The 24,748-nt window shown below is 71.5% G+C and carries 23 protein-coding genes and 2 riboswitches; of the genes, 7 read left to right on the top strand and 16 right to left on the bottom strand.

What is annotated here, in order from left to right; genetic code table 11:
- Nucleotides 1–15 precede the first annotated feature (15 nt).
- A complete protein-coding gene (locus AB5J53_RS15700; protein ID WP_369246270.1) occupies nucleotides 16–600 on the bottom strand; it encodes a TerD family protein in 585 nt (194 codons plus the stop codon).
- 188 nt (nucleotides 601–788) lie between these two features.
- On the bottom strand, nucleotides 789–1,475 hold the full coding sequence (locus AB5J53_RS15695) for a YoaK family protein (protein ID WP_369246269.1): 687 nt from the start codon (nucleotides 1,473–1,475) through the stop codon (nucleotides 789–791).
- Nucleotides 1,476–1,578: 103 nt separating this feature from the next.
- On the opposite strand from AB5J53_RS15695, the gene AB5J53_RS15690 reads away from it, so the two are divergent.
- Nucleotides 1,579–2,853, top strand: a complete 1,275-nt coding sequence (locus AB5J53_RS15690) for an alpha/beta hydrolase (RefSeq protein WP_369246268.1) — start codon at nucleotides 1,579–1,581, stop codon at nucleotides 2,851–2,853.
- Between the two features lie 93 nt (nucleotides 2,854–2,946).
- Here the strand turns inward: AB5J53_RS15690 and AB5J53_RS15685 are convergent, their stop codons facing one another.
- The 3 genes from AB5J53_RS15685 to AB5J53_RS15675 form a co-directional block, all read right to left on the bottom strand.
- A complete protein-coding gene (locus AB5J53_RS15685; protein ID WP_369246264.1) occupies nucleotides 2,947–3,372 on the bottom strand; it encodes a transglycosylase SLT domain-containing protein in 426 nt (141 codons plus the stop codon).
- A gap of 406 nt (nucleotides 3,373–3,778) precedes the next feature.
- Nucleotides 3,779–4,057, bottom strand: coding sequence for a DUF397 domain-containing protein (locus tag AB5J53_RS15680; protein ID WP_369246267.1), 279 nt, complete (start codon nucleotides 4,055–4,057; stop codon nucleotides 3,779–3,781).
- Nucleotides 4,017–4,865, bottom strand: coding sequence for a helix-turn-helix domain-containing protein (locus tag AB5J53_RS15675; protein WP_369246266.1), 849 nt, complete (start codon nucleotides 4,863–4,865; stop codon nucleotides 4,017–4,019). Before AB5J53_RS15675 ends, AB5J53_RS15680 begins: the two co-directional genes overlap by 41 nt.
- A 92-nt stretch (nucleotides 4,866–4,957) precedes the next feature.
- On the opposite strand from AB5J53_RS15675, the gene AB5J53_RS15670 reads away from it, so the two are divergent.
- On the top strand, nucleotides 4,958–5,398 hold the full coding sequence (locus AB5J53_RS15670) for an ATP-binding protein (RefSeq protein ID WP_369246265.1): 441 nt from the start codon (nucleotides 4,958–4,960) through the stop codon (nucleotides 5,396–5,398).
- Between the two features lie 202 nt (nucleotides 5,399–5,600).
- Here AB5J53_RS15670 and AB5J53_RS15665 read toward each other — a convergent pair whose 3' ends face one another.
- From AB5J53_RS15665 to AB5J53_RS15640, 6 genes are all read right to left on the bottom strand, one after another.
- Nucleotides 5,601–6,026: a transglycosylase SLT domain-containing protein gene (locus AB5J53_RS15665; protein WP_369246264.1), complete on the bottom strand. Its 426-nt coding sequence runs from the start codon at nucleotides 6,024–6,026 to the stop codon at nucleotides 5,601–5,603.
- A 336-nt stretch (nucleotides 6,027–6,362) separates the two neighbouring features.
- The gene (locus AB5J53_RS15660) at nucleotides 6,363–7,280 is read right to left on the bottom strand and encodes an ECF transporter S component (RefSeq protein WP_369246263.1); all 918 of its coding nucleotides are present in this window, start codon (nucleotides 7,278–7,280) and stop codon (nucleotides 6,363–6,365) included.
- Entirely contained in the window at nucleotides 7,277–9,145 is a 1,869-nt protein-coding gene (locus AB5J53_RS15655) for an ABC transporter ATP-binding protein (protein WP_369246262.1), read from the bottom strand. The genes AB5J53_RS15660 and AB5J53_RS15655 overlap by 4 nt, the downstream gene beginning before the upstream one ends.
- Nucleotides 9,142–10,494, bottom strand: coding sequence for an energy-coupling factor transporter transmembrane component T (locus tag AB5J53_RS15650; RefSeq protein WP_369246261.1), 1,353 nt, complete (start codon nucleotides 10,492–10,494; stop codon nucleotides 9,142–9,144). The genes AB5J53_RS15655 and AB5J53_RS15650 overlap by 4 nt, the downstream gene beginning before the upstream one ends.
- Nucleotides 10,495–10,510: 16 nt before the next feature.
- Nucleotides 10,511–11,170, bottom strand: coding sequence for an SCO2322 family protein (locus AB5J53_RS15645; protein ID WP_369246260.1), 660 nt, complete (start codon nucleotides 11,168–11,170; stop codon nucleotides 10,511–10,513).
- Nucleotides 11,167–12,393, bottom strand: coding sequence for a prenyltransferase/squalene oxidase repeat-containing protein (locus AB5J53_RS15640; RefSeq protein WP_369246259.1), 1,227 nt, complete (start codon nucleotides 12,391–12,393; stop codon nucleotides 11,167–11,169). Before AB5J53_RS15640 ends, AB5J53_RS15645 begins: the two co-directional genes overlap by 4 nt.
- A 127-nt stretch (nucleotides 12,394–12,520) precedes the next feature.
- Nucleotides 12,521–12,590, bottom strand: a riboswitch (cobalamin riboswitch).
- Between the two features lie 121 nt (nucleotides 12,591–12,711).
- On the opposite strand from AB5J53_RS15640, the gene AB5J53_RS15635 reads away from it, so the two are divergent.
- Nucleotides 12,712–13,374, top strand: a complete 663-nt coding sequence (locus AB5J53_RS15635; RefSeq protein ID WP_369246258.1) for a phosphotransferase — start codon at nucleotides 12,712–12,714, stop codon at nucleotides 13,372–13,374.
- Here the strand turns inward: AB5J53_RS15635 and AB5J53_RS15630 are convergent.
- Nucleotides 13,368–14,519: a serine hydrolase domain-containing protein gene (locus AB5J53_RS15630; protein WP_369246257.1), complete on the bottom strand. Its 1,152-nt coding sequence runs from the start codon at nucleotides 14,517–14,519 to the stop codon at nucleotides 13,368–13,370. The two genes, AB5J53_RS15635 and AB5J53_RS15630, sit on opposite strands and share 7 nt — an antisense overlap.
- A gap of 228 nt (nucleotides 14,520–14,747) precedes the next feature.
- A complete protein-coding gene (locus AB5J53_RS15625; RefSeq protein WP_369246256.1) occupies nucleotides 14,748–16,853 on the bottom strand; it encodes a SpoIIE family protein phosphatase in 2,106 nt (701 codons plus the stop codon).
- 186 nt (nucleotides 16,854–17,039) lie between these two features.
- On the opposite strand from AB5J53_RS15625, the gene AB5J53_RS15620 reads away from it, so the two are divergent.
- A complete protein-coding gene (locus AB5J53_RS15620; protein WP_369246255.1) occupies nucleotides 17,040–19,112 on the top strand; it encodes an NB-ARC domain-containing protein in 2,073 nt (690 codons plus the stop codon).
- Between the two features lie 283 nt (nucleotides 19,113–19,395).
- Here AB5J53_RS15620 and AB5J53_RS15615 read toward each other — a convergent pair whose 3' ends face one another.
- Nucleotides 19,396–20,454 (bottom strand): MBL fold metallo-hydrolase, encoded by a 1,059-nt coding sequence (locus AB5J53_RS15615; protein ID WP_369246254.1) that lies wholly within the window; start codon nucleotides 20,452–20,454, stop codon nucleotides 19,396–19,398.
- A gap of 213 nt (nucleotides 20,455–20,667) precedes the next feature.
- Between AB5J53_RS15615 and AB5J53_RS15610 the strand changes: the two genes are divergently transcribed.
- Both AB5J53_RS15610 and AB5J53_RS15605 read left to right on the top strand, forming a co-directional pair.
- Nucleotides 20,668–22,125: an aldehyde dehydrogenase gene (locus tag AB5J53_RS15610; RefSeq protein WP_369246253.1), complete on the top strand. Its 1,458-nt coding sequence runs from the start codon at nucleotides 20,668–20,670 to the stop codon at nucleotides 22,123–22,125.
- Between the two features lie 2 nt (nucleotides 22,126–22,127).
- Nucleotides 22,128–22,361, top strand: coding sequence for a ferredoxin (locus AB5J53_RS15605; RefSeq protein ID WP_369246252.1), 234 nt, complete (start codon nucleotides 22,128–22,130; stop codon nucleotides 22,359–22,361).
- A 64-nt stretch (nucleotides 22,362–22,425) separates the two neighbouring features.
- Nucleotides 22,426–22,601, top strand: a riboswitch (TPP riboswitch).
- An 84-nt stretch (nucleotides 22,602–22,685) separates the two neighbouring features.
- Here AB5J53_RS15605 and AB5J53_RS15600 read toward each other — a convergent pair.
- The gene (locus AB5J53_RS15600) at nucleotides 22,686–23,132 is read right to left on the bottom strand and encodes an anthrone oxygenase family protein (RefSeq protein WP_369246251.1); all 447 of its coding nucleotides are present in this window, start codon (nucleotides 23,130–23,132) and stop codon (nucleotides 22,686–22,688) included.
- Nucleotides 23,133–23,225: 93 nt separating this feature from the next.
- On the opposite strand from AB5J53_RS15600, the gene AB5J53_RS15595 reads away from it, so the two are divergent.
- A complete protein-coding gene (locus AB5J53_RS15595; protein WP_369246250.1) occupies nucleotides 23,226–23,801 on the top strand; it encodes a TetR/AcrR family transcriptional regulator in 576 nt (191 codons plus the stop codon).
- A gap of 97 nt (nucleotides 23,802–23,898) precedes the next feature.
- Here the strand turns inward: AB5J53_RS15595 and AB5J53_RS15590 are convergent, their stop codons facing one another.
- On the bottom strand, nucleotides 23,899–24,582 hold the full coding sequence (locus AB5J53_RS15590) for a TetR family transcriptional regulator (RefSeq protein WP_369246249.1): 684 nt from the start codon (nucleotides 24,580–24,582) through the stop codon (nucleotides 23,899–23,901).
- Nucleotides 24,583–24,748: the final 166 nt, after the last annotated feature.

The following is a 24,748-nucleotide window of genomic DNA, read 5'->3' as shown; positions in this document are numbered from 1 at the left end:
CGGCCCCGGCGTGGGCTACTTGCGCACCGCGAAGCGCATCAGGTCCCGCTCGTCCCCCTGCTTGATCTTCCCCGTCTCGTTGATGACCTGGAGCTTCCAACTCCCGCCGACCCGGATCGCCTTGGCCACGGCGCAGCCGTTGTCGTTGGTGAGCAGGCTCGGCCAGATGTCGGCGACCTGCTGGATGCTGCCCCCGGTCGCGTCGTAGACCTTGAAACTGATGTTGCGCGCCTTCTGGAAGGCGCTGCCCTTCTTGTACGCGGCGGCGACGAACACGATCGACGTGATGTTCGGCGGTATCCGGGCGAACTCGACGGTCACCGTCTCGTCGTCACCCTCACCGCGTCCTGTCTGGTTGTCGCCGCTGTGCGTCAGTGAGCCATTGCCCATCGGGTCCAGGGAGTCGAGGCCCGCCAGCCGTACCGGATCCGAGCCCTGCATCGCGATGGCGATCAGGTCGAGGTCGGTGCCGACGTTCCGGCGGATCTTCCCCATCAGCCCGCCACTGCTCCCGGCGGTGGGGTCCCAGGACGCTCCGATGGACAGATGGGTAACCCCGTCCAGATCTGCCGGACCGTCTTCCTTCGTGAGCGTGATCATGCGTGAGCCTCTTGGTGGTGGACAGCGTGGTGAACAGCAACGAGTGAAGTGTGCCTGAGCCGTCTGTGCCCGGTATAGCGGGTATGGGAATAGCTGTTCGGCGGCGCGTACTTGCACGTGCTCGCAGCGGTCGTCGCGTACTTGCACGTGCTCGCAGCGGTCTTCATCGGCGGACCGGAGCGGTCGGGCTACTCCTTCCCGGACGCCGTCACCGCCAGCACCCCCGCCGCCCCCGCCGCGATCAGCAGCGGGATGTCCAGCCCCTGATGGAGTACCAGCCACGCACCGAGCAGCGCGCCCGCCAGCATGGCGAACACCGAGGCCGTGCGGCGTGGGGAGTGTCGGCCCGCGCCGCCGCCCAGGCGGGAGTCGGCGGCCAGGCCGGTCAGAGTCATCGTCAGGACGGTGGTCGTCAGGTCGGGGATGCCCAGTTTGCGGACGGTCGCGTTGCGCAGACCCATGGCGAAGGCGGTGAGGGCGATCAGGGCGTAGATGGTGCCGGTGGCGCCGGGAGCGGCGAAGGCGACCAGCGACGCCACGCCGACCATCACCGCCTCCGCGCCGAGGGTGGCGCGTACCCAGGTGCGGCGCGAGCCCCCGCCCAGCCGCGTTCCGACGCGTCCGCCCGCCACCGCCCCCAGCAGGAACGACGCCAGCGACACCAGTGCATGCCGGGTCGAGAAGCCCGGCGCGCCCGCCGCGGCGAAGCCGAGTACCACCACGTTGCCGGTCATGTTCGCCGTGAAGACATGCCCGAGGCCCAGATAACTCACCGCGTCGATGAGCCCGCTGACCACGGTCATCCCCAACAGCACCGCCACCAGCCGCACTCCGCGCGCCTCCGGGTCGCGCGTCTTCTCCGTCGGCGTGGTCATGGGGCCTCCGGTCAGCGGGACGGGCGCGGTGGACTCAAGTCCACCACGGACGCGGGGGACTCTCGGATGCCGACGCGAACCGCGCGTCCGTAGCGTCGAGGACATGAGCGATAACACACATAAGACCGTCAAATCCATGGAAACACGCCGCAATTGGCGTACGCGGCGAGGGAGCGCTCTTCTCGCGGCGGCGCTCCTCGCGGGACTCGCGGCAGCCCCGGAGGCGACGGCGGCCGCATCCTCGCCAACCCATCGGCCGGTGTCGCGCGGCACCCTCGTCTCCGTCACGCCGGTCGCCTCGCACGACGCGGGCGGGGTGAAGAGGTTCCTCGCCGAACGGGACATGGCCACGGACTCCGTGCGGTACGGCGTACGGGCGTACCGGCTGACCTACCGGACCGTCGACCCGTACGGGAAAGCCGCCACCGCCACCGGGCTGCTCACCCTCCCCGTCGGCGGCAGGCATCGCCTCGACATCGTCTCGGACACGCACGGCACGATGGTCAACCGCGACTACGCACCGTCCGCCGGCGAGGACTTCGGGCGGGTCCCCTCCTATCTGAACGCCACGGCGGGACGCGCCGTCGTCGCGCCCGACTATCTGGGCCTCGGGAAGGGGCCCGGCCGCCATCCGTACATGGACACCCGCTCTTCCGTGACCGCCTCGGTCGACATGCTGCGGGCGGCCCGGACGGCCGCGGATCGGCTCGGCAGGCCGCTGAGTGGCGACGTGTACGCGACGGGCTTCTCGCAGGGCGGGCAGGTGGCCATGGCGCTCGGGCGGGCGCTGGAGGGCGGTGCGGACCGGCACTTCCGGCTGAAGGCGCTGGCTCCGGTCAGCGGGCCGTACGACCTGGAGGGCGAGGAGATTCCGGCGCTGTTCGACGGGCGGGTCAATGACGCGAGCGGGCTCATCTACAGCTCGTACTGGCTGGTCGCGCAGAGCAGGCTGCATCCGATCTACAAGGACCCGTCCGAGGCCTTCCGCGCCCCGTACGCGAGCCGCGTCGAGGGGCTGTACGACGGGACGCACGAGGAGGAGGACATCCTGAAGGCGCTGCCGCCGACGGTGGAGGAGATGCTCACGCCGGCCTTCGCCGAGAAGATGCGGCATCCCGGCGGAGGGCTGCTCGACGCGATGCGCGCGGCCGATCACACCTGCGACTGGAAGCCGGACGTGCCGGTGCGGCTGTACGCGGGGGCGGCCGACACCGACGTACCGATCGGGAACGCTCGTAGTTGTGCACGGCAGCTGGCCGAGCGGGGGAGCGCGGTGACAGTGGTCGATCAGGGGGATGTGGACCACTTCGGATCGTTCAAGGTGTCGGCGCCGCAGGTGGTGCGGTGGTTCGACGCCCTCAGCGACACCGTCGGGTAGATACGGCAATGGCGAAGGCGGCGGCCCGGGGGATCGGGGGCCGCCGCCTTCGTATGAGGGGGCTGCTGTGGGTGCAGTCCGGGTGGCTGTTTTTTAGTACCAGCCGTTGGCCTGCCAGAAGTTCCAGGCGGCGGCGGGGCTGCCGTAGCGGGAGTTCATGTAGTCCAGGCCCCACTTGATCTGGGTGGCGGGGTTGGTCTTCCAGTCGGAGCCGGCGGTGGCCATCTTGGAGGCGGGCAGGGCCTGGACGAGGCCGTAGGCGCCGGAGGAGGCGTTGGTGGCGCTGGGGTTCCAGCCGCTCTCGTGCTCGACGATCTTGCTGAAGGCGTTGTACTGCGTGGCGTCCGGGATCATCTTGTGCGCGATCGCCTGGGCGGAGGAGGCCGAGGTGGTGGTGGCGGGGGCGGCCTGTGCGGGGGCCGCGGCCAGAACCATGCCGGTGGTGGCGGCGGCCAGGGCGGCGCCGGTGAGGACCTTCTTCGGGGAGGCGATGACGCGGCGGATGACGGAGACGGTCACGGAACACCTTTTCTTCGGGGACAGGGGTGTCGCTGTGTGTCGGGGCCACGTGGTGTGTGGCTCTGGCATACGTGGGCGCCGCGGCCCGGGTGGGCTCGTCGGCGCCTGGCGACTGCTCCAGAGAAACAGGCTCGAAGCGTGTCCGCAATGACCCCCTTTACTAGTGGTGGCCGCATTGGTGAGGAAAGCCCCTTGTGTGAGCTGGCTCTCAAACCGCAGGTCGGAAGGGGTATACCTGCGGACATATCGGACAACGCGAACTACGATCCAGCTTCGTATGTGACCTACGCCCTGTGCGCCGCTTCACCCCGCGTGTGGCGCAGGGTGTGGAAGCGCTCCACGGAGCGCTGCCGCGGAGTGTGACGGGGGCCGCACACCGCCGGGGTCCGAATGTGACCGGGGTCGCTCAGCCGGCGGTTGTACTCGCCCAGTCGACGAAGGTGATGAACGCGGCGGGGTCGAGGGTGAGGATCGGTCCGGCCGGGTTCTTCGAGTCGCGGATGGCGATGGTGGTGTGGGGGGTTTCTGCGATCTCTACGCAGTCGCCGCCCTGGTCGCCGCTGTACGAGGACTTGCGCCAGGCCAGGGGGCCGAGCGGTGCGCACTCGACGCACTCGCCGCCTTGATCGCCGCTGTAGCTGGACTTACGCCACTGGATCCCCGTCGGAATCGCGGTGTTCCCCATAGCGTTCCTCCATCGCGTGCCGGATCAACTCCGCCGAGTCTCGGAGGGAGAGTGCGGCGGCTTGGAGATGATCGTAACGGAGCGAACAGTCCTTGACGGTGTCCGAGTTGGCGGTCGGATGCCCGCTGCCGTAGCCCTCGGTGTAGACGATGGTCGGGTCGCTCGCGAAGCGGAAGAGGGTGAATGAGCCTTGGAGCCCCGCGTGCGCCCCGGCGGAGAACGGCAGGACCTGGATGTTGATCCGCGGGTTGTTGTCGAAGGACAACAGGTGGGCCAGTTGGCCGCGCATGGTGTCCGGGCCGCCGATCTCCTGGTACAGCGCGGCCTCGCTGAGGACCATCCACAGGACCGGCGGCTCGCTCTTCTCGAAGATGCGCTGACGGGCCAGCCGTACGGCGGTGCGGTCGTCGAGGTCGGTCCGGTCCAGGGCGCCGAGCGTGGCACGCGCGTAGGTGCTGGTCTGGAGGAGACCGTGCACCATGTGGGCCTGGAAGGTGCAGATCTCGGTGGCCCGCGCCTCCAACTCCGCCACCTGTTGGAACCAGGCCGGAAGTTGACTGCGCATCACGAGCTCGACGAGCCGGGAGAGCAAGCCGCCCGTGCCCAGCGCCGCGTCGGCCCGTTCGCTGAACTCCGGTGTCGGCAGCTTGCGGGCCGTTTCGATCTGGCCGACCAGGGAGCCGGTGTAGTTGACGATGTCGCCGAGCTGTTTCTGTGTCAGCCCCGCGCCTTCGCGGTAGCGCCGTAGCTCGAAACCGTAGTAGTCGAGTGGTGAAGCGCCCGGGTCGAGGACGTTGATGTGGGTCACGCAGAGGCCCCTCTCGCGCAACTCGGCCCACTGCGGGACCAGTTGTATCCGTTCCGTAGCCGAGGGTAGTCGCGCGAGGTCAGCCTCGTAGTGTGAACGAATACTTTCCCCCCACCCTGCTGGGTCCCCGCCCTGCCCAGTACGGCATGCGACTCACGGTCGGCGCGCACTCGGCGCGGCACATCAGGAACATTGTCCGCTCGCTGCTGGACGATTGGGACTTGACGGAGCTGACCGACGCCGTGGAACTGGGAGTGACCGAGCTGGTCGCCAACGTCGTGTGGCATGTCCCGGACCGGCGCTGCTCGCTGCTGATGCTGCGGCAGGCGGTGGGAGTCCGCGTGGAGGTTGCGGACGGCTCCACTCGGCTTCCATGCGTCCCGTCCCAGTTGTCTGTGGAGGCGGAGGCGGAGGCGGAGGGCGGCCGTGGACTGGTCCTGCTGGACGCCGTGGTCGACAAGTGGGGTGTGGACCCTGGACCTGGGGACGGGAAGACGGTGTGGTTCGAGTGCCGGGGCAGCTGTGACGGTTGACCCGCGTCGCGGAAAGGGAGGTCTGGTTGTGGAGACGGTGCCGGAGGTGTCCCGCCGTGGTGGCCGGGGTTCATTCCGGCCTGAGAGCATCGCTCGGCCGAAGCGATAGTGGGTATGGCGAAGGCGGCGGCCCGGGGGATCGGGGGCCGCCGCCTTCGTTCAGGGGGGCTGCTGTGGGTGCAGTCCGGGGGGGTGGCTGTTTTTAGTACCAGCCGTTGGCCTGCCAGAAGTTCCAGGCGGCGGCGGGGCTGCCGTAGCGGGAGTTCATGTAGTCCAGGCCCCACTTGATCTGGGTGGCGGGGTTGGTCTTCCAGTCGGAGCCGGCGGTGGCCATCTTGGAGGCGGGCAGGGCCTGGACGAGGCCGTAGGCGCCGGAGGAGGCGTTGGTGGCGCTGGGGTTCCAGCCGCTCTCGTGCTCGACGATCTTGCTGAAGGCGTTGTACTGCGTGGCGTCCGGGATCATCTTGTGCGCGATCGCCTGGGCGGAGGAGGCCGAGGTGGTGGTGGCGGGGGCGGCCTGTGCGGGGGCCGCGGCCAGAACCATGCCGGTGGTGGCGGCGGCCAGGGCGGCGCCGGTGAGGACCTTCTTCGGGGAGGCGATGACGCGGCGGATGACGGAGACGGTCACGGAACACCTTTTCTTCGGGGACAGGGGTGTCGCTGTGTGTCGGGGCCACGTGGTGTGTGGCTCTGGCATACGTGGGCGCCGCGGCCCGGGTGGGCTCGTCGGCGCCTGGCGACTGCTCCAGAGAAACAGGCTCGAAGCGTGTCCGCAATGACCCCCTTTACTAGTGGTGGCCGCATACGAGGAGAACGTCCGTCGTGTGAGCTGGCTCTCAAAGTGCAGGTCAGGGGATGTATGTCTACGGACATATCGGACAAGTTGGTCTACGAGCACGCTTCGTAGGTGACGTGCGTCATGTGGGGTGCTTCACCGGTCGCCCAACGATCCGTGCGCGCGGGATCACGCAGCGGGTGCGTCGAATGTGACCGCGGTCTCGAAAGCGGCCCTGCGGGTGGCCCGGCGCAGCGCCTTGAGGAGGGTCGTGCCGAGGGTGAGGGTCAGGACGACGGTGACGACCGCCCGGCCCAGGTCCCAGCCGAGCGAGGTGGCCAGGCAGTACGCGAGGAAACGGGTCAGGTTTCCGGGGACGGTGTCGTGCGGGTCGAAGGCGACGTTCGAGGCCAGCGCGTCCATGAAGGGCCAGCCGGCCAGGTTCATGACGGTGCCGTACGCGAAGGCGGCGAGGAAGCCGTACATGGCGAGCATCACCAGCTCGGCCCGCCCGCGCAGCCGGTCGGGGCCCGGCAGCAGCCCGGCGCCCATGGTGAACCACCCCATGGCGAGCATCTGGAACGGCATCCACGGCCCGACCCCGCCGGTGAGCAGCGCCGACGCGAACATCGTCACCGACCCCAGCACGAACCCGAACCCCGGCCCGAGCACCCGCCCGCTCAGCACCATCAGAAAGAACATCGGCTCGATCCCCGCGGTCCCCGCCCCGATCGGCCGAAGCGCCGCTCCCGTCGCCGCCAGCACACCGAGCATGGCAACGGCCTTCGGCCCGAGCCCCGACTCCGAGATCGTCGCGGCCACGACAGCGACGAGCAGCACGAGCAGCCCCGCGAACAGCCACGGGGCATCCTGCGCATGCGCACTGACCTGCGACCCCCGCCCCGCGAAGAGCGGCCAGACGAACCCGGCGACACCAGTGGCACTGACCAGGACGAGGGCGGCTACGGAGCGGGGGCCGAGACGGATGGCCCTGGCTTGGGGCTGCGATGGGGGCCGCGCAGCGCGGGGGTGAGGGATGCATGCCGGGTCGTCCGCCGGTCCGTCTGCCGGGGTCGGGGGGCCGGGCTTCTCCGTCGGCTCGGTCATGTCCGGGGCTCCGGTTCACTTGCGCGCAGGGCGGCGCGGACCTGGGGGACGGTCAGCCATGGCTGGGGGGCCAGCACCTTCGTGACCTGGGGAGCGAAGGAGGGGGACGCGACGACCACCTCGGCGGTCGGGCCGTCGGCGACGATCTCGCCGTCCGCGAGGATCACCACGCGGTGGGCCAGTTCGGCGGCCAGCTCCACGTCGTGCGTGGCCAGGACGATGGCGTGGCCCTCGGCGGCCAGGCCGCGCAGCACGGTGACCAGCCGGGCCTTCGCCGCGTAGTCGAGGCCGCGGGTCGGCTCGTCGAGGAGCAGCAGCGGGGGGCGGGCCGTCAGCACCACGGCCAGCGCGAGCGCCAGCCGCTGGCCTTCCGAGAGATCCCGGGGGTGGGTGTAGTCCGCGATCCCCGGCAGCAACTCCGACACCAGAGCCCGGCAGGTGCCCGGCTCGGCGCCCGCGTCATGGTCGGCGGCCGCGCACTCGGCGGCCACCGTGTCCGCGTACAGCAGATCCCGTGGTTCCTGGGGTACGAGGCCCACGCGTCGTACGAGCTCGCGCGGCGCCGTGCGGTGCGGTACCGCCCCTCCTACCCGGACGGATCCGGCGGCGGGTTCGACCAGCCCGACCAGCGCTCCGAGAAGGGTGGATTTCCCGGCGCCGTTGCGGCCCATCAGCGCGATGGTCTCGCCGGGGGCGGCCGTGAGGTCGACGTGCCGGAGTGCTTCGACGCGACCGCGGCGGACGGCGAGGGATTCGACCACCGCTGTTTGTGCGGGTGCGGGGGCGGTCGGGGTGGCCCTGCGGAGGAGCCGGGACAAGCGAGGGCTGGCGTGGCGCGAGGGGGACGGGGGAGCGGCGGTGGCATGGACGCGCGCACTCTCCGCGGCGCGGGGAACCGCGCCGGCCGCTGCGCCCGCTGCCGCTGCCGTGTCTGCGTCACGGTCGCGCGCCGCACCGGCTGCACCCGTGTCTCGGTCGCCCGTCGCACCGGCCGCTCCCATGCCACGGTCGGCCGCGCCGCCGGCTGCCGTTTCCGTATTGCTCGCGATCTCAGCCAAACGCTCCCGCAGCGCCCCCGCACTCCGTCGTGCGTCGCGCACCGTCAGGGGCAGGGGGGACCAGCCGGCGAGGCGGCCCAGATCCACCACCGGTGGGTACACCGGGGAGACGGCCATCACCTCGGAGGGGGTGCCGAGGAGCGGTGCGGCGCCCGGGGACGGGAGGAGGACGACCTGGTCGGCGTACTGGATGACGCGTTCCAGGCGGTGTTCGGCCATGAGGACGGTGGTGCCGAGGTCGTGGACGAGGCGTTGGAGGACGGCGAGGACCTCCTCGGCGGCGGCCGGGTCCAGGGCGGACGTGGGCTCGTCCAGGACCAGGACCTTCGGGTGCGGGGTGAGGACCGAGCCGATGGCGACCCGCTGCTGCTGGCCGCCGGAGAGCGTGGCGATCGGTCGGTCGCGCAGTGCCGCCAGGCCCAGCAGGTCCAGGGTTTCCTCCACGCGGCGGCGCATCACGTCCGGCGCGAGGCCCAACGACTCCATGCCGTAGGCGAGTTCGTCCTCCACGGTGTCGGTCACGAAGTGGGACAGCGGGTCCTGGCCCACCGTGCCCACCACGTCCGCGAGTTCGCGTGGCTTGTGGGTGCGGGTGTCCCGTCCGGCGACCGTGACCCGGCCGCGCAGCGTTCCGCCCGTGAAGTGCGGGACGAGACCGCTCACCGCGCCCAGCACCGTCGACTTGCCGACCCCGGAGGGCCCGACGAGCAGCACCAGTTCGCCCTCGGGCACCTCGAAGTCCACGCCCCGGACGGTGGGTTCGGCCGCACCGTCGTACGTCACGGAGACATCCTCGAAGCGGATCACGACGGCTCCTTGGTGAGCGGGATCGGGGCGACGAAGGCCGGGAGGAGACCGAGGAGGATCGCCGCCGCGGGCCAGAGCGGGAGGGTGGGGGCCACGAGGGGGACGACGCCGGGGCGCAGCGCCGCGGGATCGTACGAGGCGGCGACGATCATCAGCGCCGCCACGGCCACGCCCGAGCCCGCGACCAGCCACGCCCGTGCGCCCCACACGTCCGGCCGGTACCGCGTCCGCAGCGAGCGGCGGCCGCCCAGCCACAGGCCGCCGAGCGCCGCGGCCAGCCCGGCCAGCAGCACCGGCAGGCCGTAACTGCCGCCCTCGGCGGTCAGCAGTCCGTACGTGCCCGCGCAGACGCCGAGCAGACCGCCCAGCGTCAGTACGGCGGTGGTGCGGCGGACGGCGGGCGGCACTTGGGCGGTGCGGCCGTAGCCGCGCGCGTCCATCGCCGCCGCGAGGGCGACCGAACGCTCCAACGCGCCTTCCAGGACCGGGAGTCCTACGTGCAGCAGGCCGCGCAGACCCCGGTCGGGGCGGCCGCGCAGCCTGCGGGCGGCGCGCAGTCTCTGCACGTCGGCGATCAGGTTCGGGGCGAAGGTCAGGGCGACGACGACCGCCACGCCCGCCTCGTACAGCGCTCCCGGCAGCGACTTCAGCAGGCGCGCCGGGTTGGCGAGGGCGTTCGCCGCGCCTACGCAGATGAGGAGCGTGGCCAGTTTCAGGCCGTCGTACAGCGCGAATACCAGGCCCTCGGCGGTGATGCGGCCGCCTATGCGGATGCCTTGGGCCCAGTGGGGGAGGGGGACTTCGGGGAGCGTGACGACGAGGTGCGTTCCCGGGATCGGGGAGCCCAGGAACACGGCGAAGCCGAGCCGGATGCCGAGGACGGCTGCCGCCAGCTTGACGAAGGCGCCGTAGGAGCGGGCCCAGGGCGCCTCGGTGCGGCGCGCCGCCACGACGTATCCGGCTACGCCGATGAGGAGGGCGAGGAGGAGGGGGTTCGTGGTGCGGGAGGCGGCGGTTCCCAGGCCCAGGGCCCAGATCCACCAGGCGCCGGGGTGGAGGGCGTTGCTGCGGGTCGCCTGCGGCGTGCGGGTACGGAGGTGCAGCGGGCGCCCGGTTGGGTCGGCACCCGGCGCTGCAGGCTGTGCCCACCCTCCCCCACGCTCGGCTTCGCTCGAGCGGGGGGACCCCCATCGCCCTGCGGGACGATTGCCCACAGCAGTAGCTGTGGAAGCGCGCCCGGGCCGGGCGCGCCGTTTGCCGGCAGCGGCAGCGGCAGCGGCAGCGCCAGCGGCAGCGGCGGCCTCGGCAGTGGCGGCCGCCTCGGCCCGTTCGTCGTCGTCCGTCGTCATCGTTCCCACCCCCGCCTCAGCCCCGGCGGCGGCGTGCCTGCCAGATGGCCGCCGTGCCCAGCAGGGCCACCGCGGCGACACCTGCGAGCAGGCCGACGGATGGGCCGTGGTGGGCGGGCTTGGCCTGCGGGCGGGCGGAGGCCGTCGGCTTCCGGGCGGAGACCTGTTCGCCGCAGCCGGTGCGCGGGTAGCCCGCGATGGCGCACAGGAGGGCGTTGGTGTCGTAGCGGAGCGGTTTCGCGACCGACGCGAGGGCATCGGCCGTCGTCGCGTCGGAGGGGACGCGGGCGCACACCGTACGCGGGGCCGGCGGCGTCTCGCCGGACGGGGCGTCCGCCGTCGTGCCGAAGTCGATGACCAGGGCTACCCGCTTCTTGCCCTGCTGGGCGGGTGTCTTCGCACATATGGACGCGAAGTCCGCCGCCCCGCGCGGTTTCGAGGCGTCCTGCGAGTCCTCGCTCACCGCGAAGCGGAACCCCTCGGCGTCGCCGTCGGACGGCCGCGCGGTCGACGGGCCCTGCGTCGCGTACGTCCACTTCCCGCCGGTCAGATCCCAGAAGGACCAGTAGCGGTAGCCGACGGCCCGGGCCTGCCCCGCGCCGCCGAGGACGAGGAGCAGCAGGGCCAGGGCCAGAGTCAGGGCAAGGACCGGCGCGGGCGTCCGACGGCGTATCACAGCTGCTGCTTCTTGTTGCGGCCGCTGATCAGGAAGCCGATGCCGATACCGGCGACGAGGCCGACGCCGACGATCCACCAGACGCCGAGCCCCTTGTCGTCGTCCTTCTTCTTCTCGTCGCTCGGGGCGGCCGAGTAGTCGGACGCGTCCGTCGCCGGTCCGGTCGCGCCGAGCTGCTTGACGAGGTCCGCGCCGCCGAAGTGACGAGGGTCCGCGCCGGTCGCGTGGGCGGCGAAGATCAGCTGGGCGTACGCGGCCGGTCCCGCCTTCGCCGCCCAGGCGCCGGAGTTCTTCTCCAGCCAGCCGAGGGGCTCCTTCGCCGACGACGTCGCTCCCGCGGCGGACAGCGCCACGACCGCGTCCGCCGTGTTGCCGTAGTCGGGCTGGTCCTTGGCACCGGCGAGAGCGGACTTCAGGTAGGGGGTCTTCTCCAGCGACTTGGCCAGATAGTCGGCGCCGTTCTGCGCCGCGTCCTGCGGTCCGGGGGAGTCGGTGGTGGCGCACTGCGTGCGGTCGTACGACGCACCGGCCTTCGCCACGAACCCCTTGCCCAGGCTGCCGAGCACCCCCGCCGCCGTCGCGTCCGCGTTCGCCGCGAGCTTGCCCTTCTTGTCCGGCTGATAGGCGAAGGCGCCCTCGCCGTCCCCGCCGCACGGCATCGACAGCTTCAGCAGGGCGTCGTACGGCGACTTGCCGCCCTTGGAGACATCGGCGGGCTTCTCGCCCACGGCCGTCAGCGCCCCGATCACCACGGACGTCGAGTTGGCGTCGCTCGCCCCGCCCGCGGTGTACCCCCAGCCGCCGTCCTTGTTCTGGACGGACTTCAGCCAGGCGACGGCCTTGCCCGTCCCGGCGTCGTGCCCGCCGAGCGCGGCGAGGGCCTGCACGGCGGCGGCCGTGCTGTTCGTGTCGACCATCGTCTTGGCGTCGCACTTGGCGGTGGCGTCGGCGCGGTAGGGAGCGAACGCCCCGTTCGCGCACTGCTGTCCGGTCAGCCAGTCGACGGCCTTGGCAGCGGGCTTGACGCCCACGGTGTGCTGGGCGAGCAGCGCGAGCGACTGCCGCCAGACACCGTCGTACGTGGGGTCGGTGGATCCGTACAGCCCGGAAGGGATCGCCTGGGAGGGAGAGGGGGACGCGTCGGCGGCGAAGGCCGCCGGTGCGACGGCCGTACCGATGACGACGGTGGCGGCCAGTACCGCGGCGCTGCGGCGAACAATCATGACTCTCCCTGCGGGGAGCCGGGCAGCGCGCACGGTGAAGTATCCGGGCGGCTCCGGCTCCGTATCCCTCGACGGTGCCGGCCAGCGGCGGGCTGCCGGTGGCACGAGCCGGTCACGTCCCGTCCGAGGCGATCCGGCTCACCACCTGGCAGGTGGTTCACGGTTGCGGGTCAGCGCCGGAATTGCACCGGCTTCCCCCCGTACGGGTGTGATGACGACGCGCTCACTCTACCGGGCCGTAGGAAAGCATCTGAGGGCCACCTGTGAGCCCGGGCGGACGCCGGGCCAATCCGTAAGACAGGCCCTAGTGTTCGGTCCATGCGAACGGGGAGACTGCTCGGCTCGGGGCGTTCGGCGGACGTCTACGAGATCGACGAGGCGTGGGTGCTGCGGCGGGACCGGGAGGGGTGGGGCGACGCCACCGCCGAGGCCGCGGTGATGGAGCACGTGCGCGGGCACGGCTATCCGGTGCCGGGCGTGCGGGTGGCGACCCGCAGTGACCTCGTGATGGAGCGGCTGTCCGGGCCGACCATGCTGGAGGCGTTCGGCGCCGGTCTGCTCTCCCCGCGGGAGGCGGGCGTCACCCTCGCCCGGCTGCTGCGCAGGCTGCACGCGGTGCCCGCCCGGGTCTCGGCGGACCCGGCCGTCCGCGTCCTGCACCTGGACCTGCACCCCGACAACGTGATGCTCACCCCGGACGGTCCGAAGGTCATCGACTGGGCCAACGCCGAAGAGGGCCCGCCCGGCCTGGACTGGGGCATGTCCGCCGTGATCCTCGCCCAGGTCGCCGTCGGCGGTGAGCCGTACGCGGAGGTGGCGCGCGACACGCTGACCGCGATGCTCGGCGAGGGCACGCCCGGCGTGACGCAGGACGGTCTCGCCGAGGCGCGACGACGCCGGGCGGCCAATCCGACGATGAGCACGAGCGAGGTCCAACTCCTCGGCGACGCCGAGGTATTGATCCGGACGCTGCTTCACTGAGCGGTGCGGCGCCAGAAGTCCCGCATCAGCGGGGTGGGCGTCGGGTTCTCCATGGCGACCTGGGTGAGCAGGACGGTGACGGTGCCGGTCGACGGGACGATGTGGGCCGTCGTGCCGGTGCCGCCTGTCCAGCCGTAGCGGCCCGGGACGTTCCAGGGGTCGGTGGGTTCGATGTCGACCTGGGCGCCGTAGCCCCAGCCCTGGCCCTCCATGAACAGCGCCCCGATCTCGCGCTGGGCGGCGGTGAGGTGGTTGGTGGTCATCCGCCGTACCGAGGCGGGAGAGAGGAGGCGACGGTCGCCCGCCGTGCCGTCGGCGAGCAGCATGCGGGCGAAGGCCAGCCAGTCGTCGGCCGTCGAGACGAGCCCGCCGCCGCCGGACGGGAACGGCGGAACGCTGCTCCACTGCCCGTCGGGGGCGTCGGCCAGTTCGAGACCGCCTGACGCGGACGTCTGAGCAGCCCGGTAGTAGCTGGTGAAACGGTCGCGCTTGGCCGCCGGCACCTCGAAGGCGGTGTCCGTCATACCCAGCGGCTCGAAGACCCGCTCAGCCAGGAACTCGGGCAGCGGGCGGCCCGTGACCCGGGAGATCAGCACGCCCTGCAGGTCGGAGCAGGTGCCGTACAGCCACGCTTCGCCCGGCTGGTACAGCAGCGGAATGCGGGCGAGGGCCGCCACCCACGCGTCCGGCGCCGGGTACGCCTGCGGATTGCGGCCGTCCTTCTGCACTTCGAACAGCGCCTGGACCTGCGGCAGCGTGAAGTCGGACGGGAAGCCCCAGCCCGCCCGGGAGGAGAGCAGATCGGCGACGGTGACGGGCCGCGCGGCGGGGACCACGTCGTCGACCGGACTGGCCGGGGTCCGCACGACCATCGGCTTGGCCAGCTCCGGCAGCCACGCGTCGACCGGTTCGTCCGGCGCGATCAGGCCGTCCTCGATCAGCGTCATGACCGCCGCGGTGGTGATCGGCTTGGTGATCGAGGCGATCCGGAAGATCGAGTCCCTGGCCATCGGGGCGCTGCCCTCGACGTCGACGGAGCCGACGGCCTGTACGTCGACGCGGTCGCCGCGGGCCACGAGGGCCACCGCTCCCGGCACGGTGCCGTCGTCGACGTACGCCTTGAGGAGGTCGTGCAGGGTGCTCATCGGTTCACCTTCCGAGGGGGGCCGTCCGGAAACTGAGACTCCTGTGGCGCCGCGAAATCATCGGCCGGGGCCGAGGGGTGTGCCGACGAATCCGCCGCGAGCTCGCGCGGCGCCCCCTCCAGCCTGGGCGCCGTCCCCGTGTCCGTCACCCGGAGCTCGCGCGGAAGGGCTCCGGTCACCTGGCCCGGGGCGGGCCGCCGGCGACCGTACTTCACGGGGCGCATGACTTCACGGCACGCGTACCGGGACCGTCGCCTCCACGGGCTGGCACAGGACCAGGGCGAGGTCGTCGGCGAGGGCCGAGCCGGTGTGGGCGATCAGGCGGGCGTACAGGGCGTGCAGGGCCTCGTCGGGGAGCGGTTCGCGCAGGGCGAGCGCGGCCTCGCCGAGGAGGGGGAAGGGGCCGCCCTCCGGGTCGCGGGCCTCGGTCAGACCGTCGGTGTAGAGGAGGAGCCGGTCGCCGGGCTGGAGCCGTACGCGGTACTGGCGCGGGTCGGGGCGCAGTCCCAACGGCGGGGTGGGGACGAGGGGTTCGAGGAGTTCGATGCGGTGGCCGGCGCGCAGGGGCGCCGGGTGACCGCAGTTGACCAGCCGCACCTCGCCGGGCGCGAACTCGGCGAGCACGGCGGTGACAAAGTCCTCGGGGCCCAGCTCCGGAGCGAGCCGCGCGTCGAGGCCGCCGGCGAGGGTCGTCAGGTCGGGGGCGGTGTAGGCGAGTTCACGGAAGCCCGTGATCGTGTCGGCGGTCAGCCGGAGGGCGTCGAGCCCGTGACCGCGGACGTCGCCGACGAGGACACGCAGTCCGTACGGTGTCACCGCGACGTCGTACAGGTCGCCGCCGACGGTCGATTCGCGGGCGGCGCTGTGATAGCGGGTGCACACCTGAGTGCCGCCCAGGGTGCGGGAGATGGGCCGCAGGATCGCCTCCTGGGTGATCCGGGCGACCTCGCGGGCCTGGGCGAGCGTCGCGACGAGCCGCTCGCGCTGCCGCGCCGCGTACACGGTGAGCGCGCAGCCGAGCAGCAGTCCACTCCAGTGGACGGCGAACGCGAAGGTCTGCACGGTGCGGTCGCCGATCCCCATCGCGAGGCCCAGCACCGCGGACCAGCAGCAGGCCAGCACGGTGTGCCGGACGCCCAGCCGGACACAGGCCAGCAGCGGGCCGATGAGCAGCAGGACGATGAGCGGCGGTACCCGCTCGAAGAGCAGATCCGGCACGGCGATCGCCAGACAGGCGACCAACGGCACCAGCACCAGCCACCGCACACGCCTCCCGACGCCCACCGCCAGGTCGTCGCCCCTGCCATCGGCCTCCGCGGCCAGCTCGTCACCTCGTCCCCTGGAACCCGCGACCGGGTCACTGTCACGACCACCGGCCACCGCGCCCTTGCCGCCGCTGTTGACGCCGACGTCTGCGGCCGTGTCGCCGTCCTTGGCGCCGACGCCCACGACCAGGTCGCTGCCACGGCCACCGGCCACCGCGCCCGTGTCGCCGCTGTTGACGCCGACGTCTGCGGCCGTGTGGCCGCCCTTGACGCCGACGCCCGGGACCAGGTCGCTGCCACGACCGACCCCCGCGCTCAAGTCGCCACCCGTGCCATCGACCTCCGCGGCCAGCTCGTCACCTCGCCCCTTGGAACCCGCGACCAGGTCACTGCCACGACCACCGACCACCGCGCCCTTGCCGCCGCTGTTGACGCCGACGTCTGCGGCCGTGTCGCCGTCCTTGACGCCGACGCCCGGGACCAGGTCGCTGCCACGACCGACCCCCGCGCTCAAGTCGCCACCCGTGCCATCGACCTCCGCGGCCAGCTCGTCACCTCGCCCCCTGGAACCCACGATCAGGTCACTGCCACGACCACCGACCACCGCGCCCTTGCCGCCGACGTCGGCGGCCGTGTTGTCACCCCGGCCACCGCCCCCCGCTCCCATGCCGCCGCCCTTGGCGCCGACGTCCGCGCCCGTGTGGTCACCCCGGCCACCGGCCCACGCGCCCAAGTCGCCGTCCTTGGCATCGACGTCCGCGGTCAGGTCGCCGCTCCTGCCGCCGACGTCGGCGGCCGTGTCGTCACCCCGGCTTTCGGCACCGGCGGTCGTGTCGTCACCCCGGCTTTCGGCACCGGCGGCTGTGTCGTCACCCCGGCTTTCGGCACCGGCGGTCGTGTCGTCACCCCGGCCCTCGGCACCGGCGGTCGTGTCGTCACCCCGGCCCTCGCCACCCGCGCCCGTGTCGTCACCGCCGTCCTCGACGCCCGCACCAGAGTCACCGCCCGTGCTCCCGACCCCCGTGCCCAAGTCGCCGTCACCACGCCCGCCCCCGCCCCTGGCGGCCATCCGTCCCCCTGCTCCCTCTCGCCCATCCCCCGACAATCTCCGAATATCGCCCTCCGCACCCTCGTCAACAGGGAGTTGATCGCATCTCGTCGGAAGGTGCCCGGAAGTGATGAGGTGTTGCGGCCTTTCTGTCCGAGTTGCCGGAGACGGGCATCGCGGGGGTGCGACCCGGTCAGACTGGTCCACGTGTCTGACAAGACGAGCGGTGGACGGTCCGGCAATCTGCCCCCGGAGACGCGGAGCTTCGTCGGGCGACGGGACGAACTCGACTGGCTGGACGAGGAGTTGGATCCCGGGGTCGGGATCGACCGGCTGGTGAGTCTTGTCGGGGTTGGTGGCGTCGGCAAGACCCGGCTCGCGCTGCGGGCCGCGGGCCGGGTCCGGGACGCGTACCCCGATGGCGTGTGGCTGGTGGAGCTCTCCCCGCTGCACACCGCGGGCCTGGTGGGCCTGGCCGTCGTGGAGGCGCTGCGGCTGGCGGACCAGTCGACGGGGCCGGTCACCGAGGTGGTCGCCGAATGGGCCGAGGGCAAGCGGCTGTTGCTGGTCCTCGACTCCTGCGAGCACGTCCTCGCGGACTGCGTGGCGTTCGCCGAGGCGCTGCTGCCGGTCCTGCCGGGGCTGCGCATCCTCGTCACCAGCCGCGAGCAACTCGGCCTGCCCGGCGAACGCGTGCTGTACCTGGACCCGCTGCCGGTGGCCGACGACGCGGTGGCCCTGTTCACCGAACGCGCGGCCGCCGCCGGTTTCGCTCTCGACGACACCGACCGCGCCACGGTCGAAGCCGTCTGCCGTCGCCTCGACGGCATCCCGCTCGCCATCGAACTCGCCGCCGTCCGGCTCTCCGAGCTCTCCCTGGACCAGCTGCACGACCGCCTCGGCGAACGCCTGCCGTCCCGGCTCGATCTGCTCGCCGCACGCGACGGCGAGGGACCGCCCCGCCACCAGACGCTGCGTACGGCCATCGGCTGGAGCCACGAACTGTGCGCACCGCTGGAACGGCTGCTGTGGGCCCGTCTCTCGGTGTTCGCGGGCGGATTCTGCGTGCGCGCCGCCGAGGAGGTCTGCGCGGGCGGCCCGCTGCCCGCCGGGCGGATCGCCGATCTGCTCGCCCGGCTCGTCGAGCAGTCCATCGTGCGCCGCCACCGCGCCGACCCGGACCGCTTCCGACTCCTCGACACCGTGAGGGAGTTCGGTGCCGACTGGCTGCGCGCGCTCGGCGAGGAACGCGCCGTACGGCTGCGCCACCGCGACCACTACCGGCGCCTGGCCCGTGAGGGCTGCGCCGAGTGGAACACCGGTCGGCAGGTGGCGTGGTGCGAGCGCACCCTCACCGAACACGCCAACCTCCGCGCCGCCATGGACTGGGCACTCACCGAACCCGACGGACGCGTCGCCGTAGAGATGGCGGCCGACATCGGCTTCCTCTGGCGGCACTGCGGCTATCTGCGCGACGCCCAGCACTGCCTCGACCTGGCGCTCGCCACCGATCCGGCGCCTGGCCCCGACCGCACCCGCGCCCTGTGGGCGCGCGGCGCGGTGGCACTGCTCCAGGGCGACCTGGAGGTCGCCGCCGACTGGGCGGTGCGGTGCGCCGACGCGGCGCGGGACCAGGGCGATCCGGTGGCGGTGGTGGCCGCCGCGTACCTCATCGGCGGTCAACTGGCCCTGAGCGGCAAGCTGTCCGAGGCGATCGACGTGCTGTCCGGCACGCCCCGACTGCCCATCCGGCAGGACGGGTTCGGCGCCGCCCAGCTCCAGGTCCGCGTGGCGCTGTCCTTCTCCCACATGCTGCGGGGCGACCACGAGCGGGCGCGTGCGGTGGCCGAGGAGGTGCGCTCGGCCAGCGTGGCGTGCGGCGAGTCGTGGGCGGGAGCCTTCGCCGACGGGATCGTGGCCCAGGCGGACCTGGCCCGCGGCGACGTCCGCGCGGCGGTCGGCAACGCCCGTACCGCCCTGGCCGGGCACGGGCTGCTGCACAACACCGTCGGCGCGGCCATGGCCCTCGACGTGCTCGCCGCCGGCGTCGTCGCGGCCGGCGACGGCCACCGCGCGGCCCGCCTCCTCGGCATCGGCGAGCGCGTCTGGGACCTCACCGGCCGCGCCCAGATGGACTCACCCGACCTCATCGCCACCCGCCGCCGCCACGAACTCCGCGTCCGCGACGAGATCGGCGACACGGAGTACGAGAAGGCGTACGAGGAGGGCCTCGCCATGCCGTACGAGGAGGGGCTGGACTACGCGGCGCACGGCTGCTGACGAGGTCCGGGGTTACTGACGGGGGTGTCGGCCCGTCGAACGGCAGGAACAGGGTGTGCGAGGCGAGCAGCCAGGTGTCGCCGACCCGGTGGAAGGTGACCTCGTAGTGCCTCGTAGTGCCCGATCCGGTCGATGGACAACTCGGCCACGGAGGCCGGTTCACCGAGGTCGAGGCGGCGGAAGAAGTCCAGGCCGAGCCGCTCGGGGCCCGCTCGGCGAGGAGTTGTTCGAGGCCATCCATGACGCCGTTGCCGGCAGCCGCGCGCCCGGTGCGGCCAACGCGTTACACCGCCACGTACGTCACCGGATCGCTCCCCGTCACCGCCTCCGCCCTCCCCAGTTTCACCAGCCGCCGCACATGGGCCTCGGCCTCGGAGACCGCGATGTTGCGTGATCCGTACGGGATTTGGTCCCAGGGCCGGTTCCACTCCATGCGTTCGGCGAGCTGCCAGGGAGTGAGTGGCGTCGAGAGGAGGGTCAGCAGTCCGGTGAGGCGTTCCTCGTGGTGGGTGAGCAACTCCCGTACGCGGGAAGGGGCGTCGGCGAACGCGTGCTGGTGGGCCGGGAGCACCTCGGCGGGGTCCAGGCGGCCGACGCGCTCCAGGGAGTCGAGGTAGTCGCCGAGCGGATCGGTGACGGTGACGTCGTCCGGATCCTCGTACAGGCCGATGTGCGGGGTGATCCTCGGCAGGAGATGGTCGCCGGAGAACAGGCGGCCGTGGCCCGGGAGGCGGGCGGGATGGTCCTCCTCCAGATGGAGGCAGACGTGGCCGGGCGTGTGGCCGGGGGTCCAGATCGCGCGCAGGCGGCGCCCCGGCAGGGCGAGGAGCTCGCCGGGGACGATCTCGCGGTCGGGGAGGGCGGGGGAGAAGCCGGGCAGGGTGCTCGGGCGGGCCGACGTCCTGGCGTCGCGCAGGGGCGCCACGTGTTCCTCGGGCGCGCCGCAGGCCGCCAGCTTGGCCGCCATGTAGGCGAACCAGCGCTCGGGCCGGTTCTCTCGCGTCCGCCGGACGATCGAGGCGTCCGCCGCGTGCATCGCGATCCAGGCCCCGGACGCCTCGCGCACCTTGCCCGACAGACCGTGATGGTCCGGGTGGTGGTGGGTGATGACCACGCCGTGGATCTCGGCGACGGAGGTGCCGCAGGCGGTGAGACCCTCGGCGAGGGTGTCCCACGAGGTGGGGTCGTCCCAGCCCGTGTCGATCAGGACGGGGCCGCGGTCGCTGTCCACGACGTACACCAGGGTGTGGCCGAGGGGGTTGTCCGGGATGGGGACACTGATCGACCGTACGCCCCCGCCGTGATCGCGTACGCCCCCGCCGTGATCGGTCACCTGCGTCATGGGCTCCCACCAATCGCCGTGTTCCGGTCACTGTCCGGTCTGCCCGGCCACTATAACTAGAACAGATTCCAATGGGTGCCCAAGTCGACCGTTCTCTCTCCGTGCCCGATGTCCGGCCCGTGGACTCCGCTGACTGGAACTGGTATCAGTTCTCATATCTGATGAAGCGTCAGAGAATCGTCAGGGAACGGTCCCCCCGGGAGGCAGTCGGTCATGACCGAGCTCGTGGAACACGGACAGCTGTTCATAGGCGGGGAGTTGACGGACCCCCTGGGCAAGGACGTCATCGAGGTGATCTCGCCGCACACCGAAGAGGTCATCGGTCGCGTGCCGCATGCTTCGACGGCGGACGTCGACCGGGCCGTCGCCGCCGCGCGCAAGGCGTTCGACGAGGGCCCCTGGCCGCGTATGAGCCTCGACGAGCGGATCGAGGTCGTCACCCGGATCAAGGACGCGATCGCCGTACGACATGAGGAGATCGCCCGCGTCATCTCCTCCGAGAACGGCTCCCCGTACTCCTGGAGCGTCCTCGCGCAGGCCCTCGGCGCGATGATGGTGTGGGACGCGGCGATCACGGTCGCGCGCACCTACACGTACGAGGAGACGCGCGACGGAGTCCTCGGGAAGATCCTCGTCCGGCGCGAGCCGGTGGGGGTCGTCGCGGCCGTGGTCCCCTGGAACGTCCCGCAGTTCGTGGCGGCGGCCAAGCTCGCGCCCGCGCTGCTGACCGGCTGCACCGTCGTACTGAAGCCGTCGCCCGAGTCGCCGCTCGACGCCTATCTGCTGGGCGAGATCGCGAAGGAGGCCGGGCTGCCCGAGGGCGTGCTGTCGATCCTCCCCGCGGACCGCGAGGTCAGCGAGCACCTGGTCGGACACCCGGGCATCGACAAGGTCTCCTTCACGGGCTCGGTCGCGGCCGGCAAGCGCGTCATGGAGGTCGCGTCGCGCAATCTCACCCGCGTGACCCTGGAGCTGGGCGGCAAGTCGGCGGCCGTGGTGCTCCCGGACGCCGACATCGAGACATCCGTTCCCGGCATCGTCTCGGCGGCCTGGATGAACAACGGCCAGGCCTGCGTCGCCCAGACCCGCATCCTTGTGCCGCGCTCGCGCTACGACGAGTTCGCGGACGCCTTCGCGGCGGCGGCGAGCGCGCTGGTGGTCGGCGACCCGCTGGACCCCGCGACCCAGGTGGGCCCGCTGGTCGCGAGGCGCCAGCAGCAGCGCAACCTCGACTACATCCGCATCGGCCAGGAGGAAGGCGCCAAGATCCTCGCCGGCGGCGGCCGTCCGCACGGGCTCGACCGCGGCTGGTACGTCGAGCCGACCCTTTTCGGCGACGTCGACAACTCCATGCGGATCGCGCGGGAGGAGATCTTCGGCCCGGTGATCTGCCTGCTCCCGTACGGCGACGAGTCCGAGGCCGTGAAGATCGCGAACGACTCGGACTACGGGCTGAGCGGCAGCGTCTGGACGGCCGATGTCGCCCATGGCATCGACGTCGCCCGGCAGGTCCGTACCGGCACCTACTCCGTCAACACCTTCAGCCTCGACATGCTCGGCCCCTTCGGCGGCTACAAGAACTCGGGTCTGGGGCGGGAGTTCGGCCCCGAGGGGTACGGCGAGTTCCTGGAGCACAAGATGATCCATCTGCCGGCCGGCTGGGAGGCGTGAGCATGGGCGACCGCTGGCAGGTGGAGGTCGACCGCTCCGTGTGCATCGGCTCCGCCCAGTGCGTGCACCAGGCCCCGGACGCCTTCCGCCTCGATGCCGGTATGCAGTCCCACCCGGTCGAACCGGAGACCGACGCCAACGAGAAGATCCTCAAGGCGGCGGAGGGCTGCCCGGTGGAGGCCATCATGATCACGCTGCTGGGGAGCGGGGAGCCGGTGTTCCCTCCGGAGGACTGAAGAAAAAAATCTCCCTTTTAGGGGGTTCTGTCTTGCCGTGGACGTTATATCCTGTTATTGCCTACGGGGCGAGTGAGGGAGTCCAACCGGAGTAGCCGACTTTGGCGAGACGCTTAGGCATCCGCTGGGGCCGACGTCGACGGTCGGGCTGAGAGGCCGGAAGGTAGCAGTCAGACCGGAAGGCGACCCCCATTACCTGATCCGGGTAATACCGGCGAAGGGAACCCGTCTCGTAGGTTTTTGCCGCCCTGCGCGCCGTCGGCGCCCAGGGCGGCGGTCGGCCGCCGTGATCATTCATGATCAGGATCCGCTGTCGCAACAGACTCAGGCCAGGGCGACGGCGAACAGCGCGAAGGCGAGCACGATGACGCCCACGCGGACATAGTGGAACCGGTCCCACCGCCCCATCTGCTGCTTCCAGTCCGCGGGCACGCCCTCGTGCGACCAGGTCGCGACACGCGAGTTGATCGGCACGAGCAACAGAATCGACATCACCACGCTCAGCACGAGCAGCACTGTGCCCGCGGTGACGAGCGACGCGCCGTCGCCGCCCCACGCCAGTGCGGCCCAGATCGCGCCGAGGACGACCGAGCCGATGTACCAGAACGGCATGACCCGGCCGAGGACGCGTGCCCCGTCACTGCGGGCGTCAAGTCCACCATCGTTCGGGAGCCGGTCGAGGATCGGGTTGACGAACACCGCCACCGCGAACTCCACGCCCACCATCATCCCGACCACGACGACCGTGAGCACGGCCAGTGTGTCCTGCATGTCTCCTCCTGAATGCTGTCCTAGCGACGCTAGATTCCGATTCGATGCTAGACATGTCATTGCTTGATTGTCTAGCGATGCTAGAATTCAGGCATGTCGGTACGTGAACGCAAAGAACGCGAGCGGGCCAACCGCCACAGGCTGATCGTCGCCACAGCCCGCGAAATCGCCGAGACCCACGGATGGGAGGCCCTCACCACGCGCCGCCTCGCCGAGCAGATCGAGTACAGCCAGCCCGTGCTCTACAGCCACTTCCGGGGCAAGAGCGAGATCGTGGGAGCGGTCGCGCTGGAGGGGTTCGCCGAGCTGACGACCGCGCTGCGCGCCGCGGTGCCCGAAGGGACCGCCGGCCGGGAGGCGGTGGCGGCACTGGCCCGGGCCTACACCGACTTCGCCGCGCGCAATCCAGCCCTGTATGACGCGATGTTCAGCCTCGACAACGGCCTCCCCTTCGCCGAGGAGACCACGCCCGCCCCGCTCCGCGCGGCGTTCCAGGCCCTCCTTGACCCACTTGTCGACCACGCGCACCCGGACGACCCGGGGTTGTTCGTCGAGACGTTCTGGGCCGCACTGCACGGACTGGTCACCCTCACCCGTGCCCGACGCCTGCCCGCCGACCGGGTCGCCGACCGCCTCACGCTTCTGGTCGACCGCTTCGTCCCCCGCTAGGGGACATCCGGCTCAAGCCCGGACCACTGGTTGTTCGTTGTCACCGCGTCCTTCAGCGCGTGATCACCTGCAACCAAGCCCGGCCTTCACAGCAGCCCTAGTCCTGTGCGCCCGGGTCCGTCAGGTCGATCAGGCGGCACACCGTCTCGATGTCGATCTTGACCTGAGCGATCGAGGCCCGGCCGGAGAGCCAGGTGATCAGGGCCGAGTGCCAGGTGTGCTCGATGACGCGGACGGCGGAGAGCTGGGCGGGGGTGGGATCGTCGAGGCCCATGGCGTCGAGGATGATCACCGTGGTCTGCCGGGAGACCTGGTCGACCTCGGGGCTGACGCTGCGGTCCGCGAAGGTGAGCGCGCGGACCATGGCGTCGGCGAGATGCGGCTCCCGCTGCAGGGCGCGGAACGCCCGCATCAGGGTCTCCGCCACCCGCTCCGCCGCCGTGTCCCCGGCCGGCGGCTTCTTACGCAGAGTGCCGTGCATGTGCTCCAGCTGGTCCTGCATCGTGGCGACCAGCAGATGGACCTTCGAAGGGAAGTAGCGGTACAGCGTGCCCAGGGCGACCTGCGACGACTCCGCGACCTCGCGCATCTGCACGGCGTCGAAGCCGCCCCGGCTGGCCAACTGCGCGCTCGCGCGCAGGATCCGGCGGCGGCGTGCCTCCTGCCGCTCGGTGAGCGGGGGAGTGGCGGGGTGCGGGGTGGAGGAGTGCGTGGAGAGGGGCGTGGACGGCTGCGACGCCGACCGCGCGTTCTTCGAGTCCGCCTTGGCTTCCGCAGGCATGGGTCCGTTCCGTGACATCAGAGGGAGCGACGAGTCAGCATGGCAGGGCTTCCGGCTTTCCCCAAGCTCTCGGCCTCGCTCGAGCAGGGAAGACCCCTATCGCGAATCATCGGACCCCGCCATTCCGTCGTGGCGTGAATCACCTGATCCACCGCTCACAGCGGCG

This window comes from Streptomyces sp. R41 (genome assembly GCF_041053055.1).
In the GTDB taxonomy this organism is placed as follows: Bacteria; Actinomycetota; Actinomycetes; order Streptomycetales; family Streptomycetaceae; genus Streptomyces.
This window is presented reverse-complemented; position numbering and strand designations above follow the sequence as displayed.